Below are 6,464 nucleotides of genomic sequence, written 5' to 3' on the forward strand. Positions count from 1 at the left end.
GCCGTCCAGCTTTTTCAACACTTCCTGGGTGTTGGGATGGAGGGTATTTACCTTGCCCCGGGTCACGTCCCAGTACCCGATGAAGCCATGGATGGCCGTCACCACCAGGACGGTCACCGTAACGGCGAGCGCTGCCCCGTAACGCATGGCGGATACGCGCCAGGACCGGGATTCGGTAACGGATTTTGTCCTGATAATGGTACAGGTGATGAAGAAAGTGATGATGGCGAGGAAGTAAATGATGTCTTTGGTATTCAGCAAACCGGCCAGCAGGCTTTCCACCCTTCCGGAGCTGGACAGGAACCAGGTTACGTCCCGCACATAGTCGGTACCCTGGAACATGAGCGCCATGGACGCAAACAGCGTAAGGGTCACGAAGGTGCCGATACCTGCTACGATCGGGTAGGTCGTGAGGCTGGAAATGAACATCCCCACCGCTACATACATCGCCGCCAGCAGGAAGAATCCCAGCAGCATCGCTGCGATATGGAGCACTTCCACCTCCCGGATGGAAAAGGTCAGCACCGCTACCAGCGCCACGAACAGCATGATCATCATGCAAACGAAGCTGTATACGCCGAGGAATTTCCCCAGTACGATCTGGCGGATGGTGACGGGTGAAGAATGCAGCAGCTTGATGGTGCCGGCAGCATAATCCCGGTTGATGACGCCCATGGTGAGCAGGGGGATGAACAGGAAGAAAATCATCAGCACCGTATCGATCCCTTTACCGATCACCATTCGGGTGAGCGGCATGTTGAGGAACCCTTCAAAGGCGCTCCCCTTCAGTTCCAGCATGGCATCCTGCTGTACGGCCGTATCTGCCAGGTTTCCCATGACGATGCCCGCGCTGGACATGAGGAAAAGGATCAGTAAAAACCAGGCGATCGGCGAATAGAAAAAATACCTTAATTCCGCCCGCGCTATATTCAATATTACTCTCATTACTGTAAGGTTGAAGAAGAAGATAATTGTTTGAACACATCATCCATCCCAGAGGATTCGGTGTGTATCGCCGTGAGCCGCCAGTTCTTTTCGGCGCTCTTCCTGACGATCCTCTCGGCCAGGTCGTCGTTCGGCTGGAACCAGATGCGGCACTTATGATCCGGCAACAGTTCTACTTTCTGCACGTCCGCGATGGCCAGCAGTTCGTCGGCCCCGGGCATATTGAGCATCCTGGCCACCATGGTATTGGGCTGCAGGATGTTGTTGAAGGCGTCGAGCGTGTCGGAGAACACGACCTGTCCGGATTCGATCATGACGATCTCTTTGGCCAGCAGGTTCACTTCCGACAATACGTGGGAAGACAACAGCACGGCCCGGTCCTGCGCGATTTCTTTAATCAGCTTGCGCGCTTCGATGATCTGGTTGGGATCGAGGCCGTTGGTGGGCTCGTCGAGGATCACCACTTTGGGTTTGTTGATGATGGCCTGTGCGATCCCTACCCGCTGGCGGTAACCGCCGGACAGGTTCCTGATCAGCCGGCTCCGCATGTGGGTGATGGACGTTTTCTCCAGCACTTCATCCACCGCTCCCTTGATGGCGCGTTTCTCCATCAGCCGCAGCTGCGCGGCATATTCCAGGTATTCCTGTACCGTAAAATCCAGATACAGCGGCGCCTGCTGGGGCAGGAATCCGATTTGCTGCTTGTAAGCGATGGGATCGTCTTTCATCTTCAGCCCGTTGATGGAAACATTCCCTTCCGTCTGTAGCAACGTACCGCAAATGATGTTCATCGTGGTCGATTTCCCTGCTCCGTTCGAGCCCAGCAAACCGACTACGCCGGTGTCGTTGATCTCGAAATTGATCTCCCTTATCGCCCAGGAACTGGCATACTTATGCGATAGGTTCTCGACCTTTAATATTGGGTGCATACTTATTTGCTTTGAATGAAAACTGGTTTTAATAATGACCGATGGTGGTTGCCCTGGCGGAGAAGTTACCCGCGCCGGTCCAGGTGCCGGTGATCACCATCGTCCGCGCCTTGAACAGCCAGGCTACGTTGGGCAGGGTTGTACCCGGGAAGAGGTTGGCTTCCGTCAGGGTGGCGAGAGTGGCGCCGGTGGCATGGTCTTTCAACTCGAACCGGAATTGCTGCACCGATGCGGTGACGGGCACTTTCATAAAATCCGTGAGTTGTTCGTACGCCAGGTTAGACGCCATGGTCCTGGCTTCGGGCTCCAGCTGCACCACGTCTATCGCCCTGTTCTCGAACAAGTTGATAAAGCGGAGGTTCGCCACGCTATCCTGCGCGCTGCGCGATGGTATTTGATCTTTTACCGTTTTCTGCTTCACCGCTGCGGGAGCGCCATACACGAAGTGCGTATAGATGCTTCCCGGTTCCAGCTGCAGCCTGCTCTGGACAAAAGGCTTGTCGATGTGCAGTGTATCATGGTTCCGGTAAAGGCGGACAGGCTGTTCGGTTTTATCGGTGCCGTACTCGAAGGCAGCGCCATTGCCGATATAGGCCAGCCGGGCGTAGATCCTGGGTTGCCCCTCCCCGAAATAGGCCGTGAGGAACGACGTCTGGTCGTTCAGCCCGTTCACGACGGTCAGTGACGCGGGGAAGACTTCTTCCCTTTGATGTTTCTTGCAGGAAGCAAACATGGAGATCATACATCCGGCCAGCAGGGCGGCTTTCAGACCTGCGCTTTTATATATCTGGAACATTTTCGTTGCGTTAAGAGTGATCGATTAGTTGTACCCGATGTTTTGGGAAAGCTGATTGCCCCAGAGGATTTCTTCCGGAGGAATAGGATACAGCAGCTGATGCTGGCTCCAGGGCTGCTTGTAGCTGATCTGGCCCAGCACTTCGGCGGCTTTCCCGGTTCGTTTCAGATCCAGCCAGCGGTGGCCCCATTCCGTGAACAGCTCGATGCGCCGTTCCTGCGCGATAGCGTCCGTCACCTGCTGGTCGGTGAGTGTATAGGGCAAGACGCCCAGCCCGGCGCGCCGGCGGATTTCGTTCAGGTCGTCGATGACGTTGTTTTTATTGGCGGTGCTTCTGCCCATATTGGCTTCGGCGCGGATGAGGTACATTTCGGCGAGCCGCATCACCACATAGTATTCCGACCGGAATCCCCCTACCACGTGATTCAGCGCGTTGATTTTGTACTTGTTGGGCGTAAAGCCCGCGGGATTGCTCCCGGTGCCGCCGATGGGCATCGTCCAGGCTGCTTTCCGGTTATCTCCTGTCTCGAAAGCATTGACGAGCAGGGGCGTCATGTATTTACCGGTCATGGTAATGCCCTCCGGCGTACCGTTCCCGCGGCCGTTATGGATGTTGGTCTGCTTCAGCTGGAAGATGACCTCGCGGCTATCGTAGGCGAAAACCCGGTTCAGCGGTTCCAGCTGGAACAACCCCGTCTGGCCGATCACATCGTCCGCATGGCGGTAAGCCGCTTCGTAATTTTTGGTGAACAGGTATACCCGCGCCAGCATGGCTTTCACGTACCATTTGTTGATCCGGATGCGCTCGGCATTGTTATCGTCATAGCTTTCAGACAGGTAGCCGGATGCTTCTTCCAGGTCGCGGGTGATCTGTTGGTATACCTCATTCGGTTTGGCGGAAGGGAGGTTTTGTGTTTGGTTGAAGTCGATGGACAAAGCCAGGGGGATGTTCTCGAAAAGGTTCACCAGGTAAAAGAAGCTCATTGCGCGAACCGCCAGGGCTTCCCCCAGTACGCGTTTCCGGTAGGCATCCGTAAATTCTTTTGAATCGGAGCCCCTCACGCCCTCAATGAGCGCGTTGGCGTTGAAAATAGCTTTATACGCCGTTCTCCAGATTTTATGTGTAAAACTCAGCCGCAGGAGGCTCAGCTTGTTGGCGAACTCCGGGTAATATTCGTATTGCCCGCTGAGGGAAGGGTGATACAACTCATCGGCCGAATGCCCCGCGGTGATGGTGACGCCGCCGGCGCTGAAGAGGTCCGATCCCAGCGGTATGCCATACTGGGCTTCGAATTCCCCGCCGCTGATCAGGTAGGAATACAGCCCGTTCAGCGCTGTCGCCGCCTGTTCGTCGTTCTGGAAAACCTGGCTGGTAGTGATGGAATTCACCGGGTCCTTGATGTCCAGCAATTTATTGCAACCCGTTGCCAGCAGGAATGCCCCTGCCAGGGCGATATGAAAAGTTAATTTTCTCATGCTTTTGATTTTTAGAAACTACATCTCAGGTTTGCGGCGATCCTCCTGATCTGCGGCACCTGGCCCAGCTCCACGTCCAGCATCCGGTACTGGGTGAGTTTGAAGATCTTGGAGGAATTGATAGAAAATACTGCCTGCTTCATACGGATCCTTTCCAGCAATTTGGCGGGAAGCATGTAGGAAATGCTCAGGTTGTCCAGGCTCACGAACCCGCCTTTGGCGTAGTAAGCGTCGGACCCGAAGAACCCGCCGTTGTTGACGGTAGAATACCTGGAGTACAACGCCCTGTCGCCCGGCTGGCGCCAGTGGCGGTTTTCGATCTCATCGTACAACACCATGTTGTCCAACCCGCCATAACCGATGTTATTCAGCTCATCGGCCACCAGGGCGTTCTCGAAGCTGAACTGTGCATCCAGCGACAGCGACCGCATGAAATCCAGCCGCATGCCGAAACCGCCGAAATACTTCGGGCTCAGGTCAATGATTTTATAGTGGTCATTTTCGTCCAGGTTGGGGAAGTTAACGGAAGCGCCGCCCCCTTGCTTGTACCCGTCGCCATTGTAATCATCGTAATCAGGCTTGCCAGTCAGCGGGTTGATGCCGATGTAGCGCGTAAAAGAACGGGCGTTTACGGAATACCCGATGCGGTACATCTGGCGGTACGGGGAATCATCCAGCCCTTCGAAAGCGATCAGCGTGTTGCGGTTCCTGCTGATCTGGAAACGTGCGGATATGCCCCAGGTGTTGGTATTCAGGACCGAAGCGTCCAGCATCAGTTCCGCCCCCCTGTTCTGTATCACGGCAGGCCAGTTGCCCACCACAGACGGGAACCCGGTAAAGTTCGGGGTGGTAATGTTGGTGAGCTGCCGGCCATCGCGGTTCTGGTAGAAGTTCCCTTCGATATTCACCTTGCTGTTGAACAGCCCCACACGGGCGCCTATTTCGAACTTGCTGGCGCTGGACCAGCTGTACTGCTGGTTCACGGGCTGCACGAGGGTGTAGATCGTCTGGTCGTCCGGCAGCTTTTCGAAACCATCCGCCGGGATATTCGACCAGCGCGACAGGTATTGATAATCCCCGATGTTGGCATTGCCCATCACCCCGTAAGTGGTCCTGATCTTCGCGAAGCTGAACCAGTCCATCCCGGCGTCCCGGAACCAGTCTTCATTGGAAAGCACCCACGAAAGCCCTGCGGAGCCGAAGTTGCCGTAGCGGGCGCCGCTGCCGAAGCGCGAAGAACCGTCTCTCCTGCCGTTCAGGCTCACGATATATTTATTCTTCCAGTCGAACGATACTGAAGCCAGCATGGAAGCCACTTTCAGCTCGGCAAAGTTGTTCATGGCCTGCACGATCTGCGCGTTCGCATAGCTTTTGATGAGATTGTCGTTGGAGAACATCATGGCCATGATCGTTGCCGCATCCTGCGAGGCATAGCTGTAGTCCGCCGCCAGCGATACGTTGACGCGGGCGCCGCCGAAAAGTTTCACGTAGTTGATTTTCGGCTGGATGAGCAGGCTCTTGCCCGTCCCCTTCGTGTAAAACGCCATGCTCATCGGGAAGTATAAGGGGTCCTTCGGGGCTTTCGGCATGTAGGAGCCGCCATTGTTGGTGAAGAATTCCCCGCTGACGCGCACGCCGGCCGTCAGATCCTTGAGCACTTCATACGTAAACCCAACATTGGTCTGGTTCTTCAGCGTCTGGTTCTCGCCCCAGTTTTTGATATCCCTGAAGGGATAGTTGGAGCCGAACATGGTTCTGTAGGGCTCCCAGTTATATTGCCCCTTCTCGTCATAAATCCCCGGGGCATTAGGCGGCAGGGTGAAGAAGTTAAGGGTGGCGGCCGTTTCGTTATTGGTATAGCTGGTGTTGGATCCCAGCTCCACCGTCAGTTTGCCGTTGGGGCTGCGGTGGTTGAAAGACAGGCCCACGGTCAGGCGGTCGTTGCCCCGGCCCTGGTTATACATTTCGGTGGTGGAGGTATAGCCTACGCTCACGCGGTAGGTGTTCTGCAGGAGGCCGCCTTCTACGCTCAGCTGCACATCGTCGGACTGCGCGTTCCTGAAGAAAGTGCGCTGCCAGTCGGTATAGCGGTGCTGGTCCCAGATGGTCAGATCGGGGGCGTTGTCGCGGGTCGGGAAGGCAGCGTCGTTAAGGAAGGCTTCTTTCCTCACCGCCAGGTATTGTTCCGTGTTCATCATGGGCATGAAGCGCTGCACGGCGGAGAATACTTTGGAATAGCTGGCGTTGAACCGGGTGGGGCCGGGTTTGCCGCGTTTGGTGGTGATGAGGATCACGCCGTTGGCGCCCCGGGAGCCGTA

Annotated in this window: 5 protein-coding genes; all 5 read right to left on the minus strand. The window is 55.8% G+C overall.

The genetic code is table 11. The features are described 5' to 3' along the window. Positions 1-945 (minus strand): ABC transporter permease subunit (locus tag Q0510_RS14955; protein WP_298713372.1); only part of this gene is annotated, 945 nt, incomplete at its 3' end. Further along, positions 945-1,874 carry an ABC transporter ATP-binding protein gene (locus Q0510_RS14960; RefSeq protein WP_298713375.1) on the minus strand — a complete coding sequence of 310 codons (930 nt, stop codon included), beginning with the start codon at positions 1,872-1,874 and terminating at the stop codon, positions 945-947. The genes Q0510_RS14955 and Q0510_RS14960, both read right to left, overlap by 1 nt. Before the next feature lie 28 nt (positions 1,875-1,902). Further along, a complete protein-coding gene (locus Q0510_RS14965; protein WP_298713378.1) occupies positions 1,903-2,670 on the minus strand; it encodes a hypothetical protein in 768 nt (255 codons plus the stop codon). Positions 2,671-2,694: 24 nt separating this feature from the next. Further along, on the minus strand, positions 2,695-4,146 hold the full coding sequence (locus tag Q0510_RS14970) for a RagB/SusD family nutrient uptake outer membrane protein (RefSeq protein ID WP_298713381.1): 1,452 nt from the start codon (positions 4,144-4,146) through the stop codon (positions 2,695-2,697). 11 nt (positions 4,147-4,157) lie between these two features. Continuing rightward, positions 4,158-6,464 (minus strand): hypothetical protein (locus Q0510_RS14975; RefSeq protein ID WP_298713385.1); only part of this gene is annotated, 2,307 nt, incomplete at its 5' end.

The organism is uncultured Chitinophaga sp. (assembly GCF_937874145.1).
In the GTDB taxonomy this organism is placed as follows: Bacteria; Bacteroidota; Bacteroidia; order Chitinophagales; family Chitinophagaceae; genus Chitinophaga.

Bases quoted from the DNA above. Each gene is read 5' to 3' on its own strand.
- Q0510_RS14960 (WP_298713375.1), bottom strand. From the start codon at position 1,874: ATGCACCCAATATTAAAGGTCGAGAACCTATCGCATAAGTATGCCAGT.
- Q0510_RS14965 (WP_298713378.1), bottom strand. From the start codon at position 2,670: ATGTTCCAGATATATAAAAGCGCAGGTCTGAAAGCCGCCCTGCTGGCC.
- Q0510_RS14970 (WP_298713381.1), bottom strand. From the start codon at position 4,146: ATGAGAAAATTAACTTTTCATATCGCCCTGGCAGGGGCATTCCTGCTG.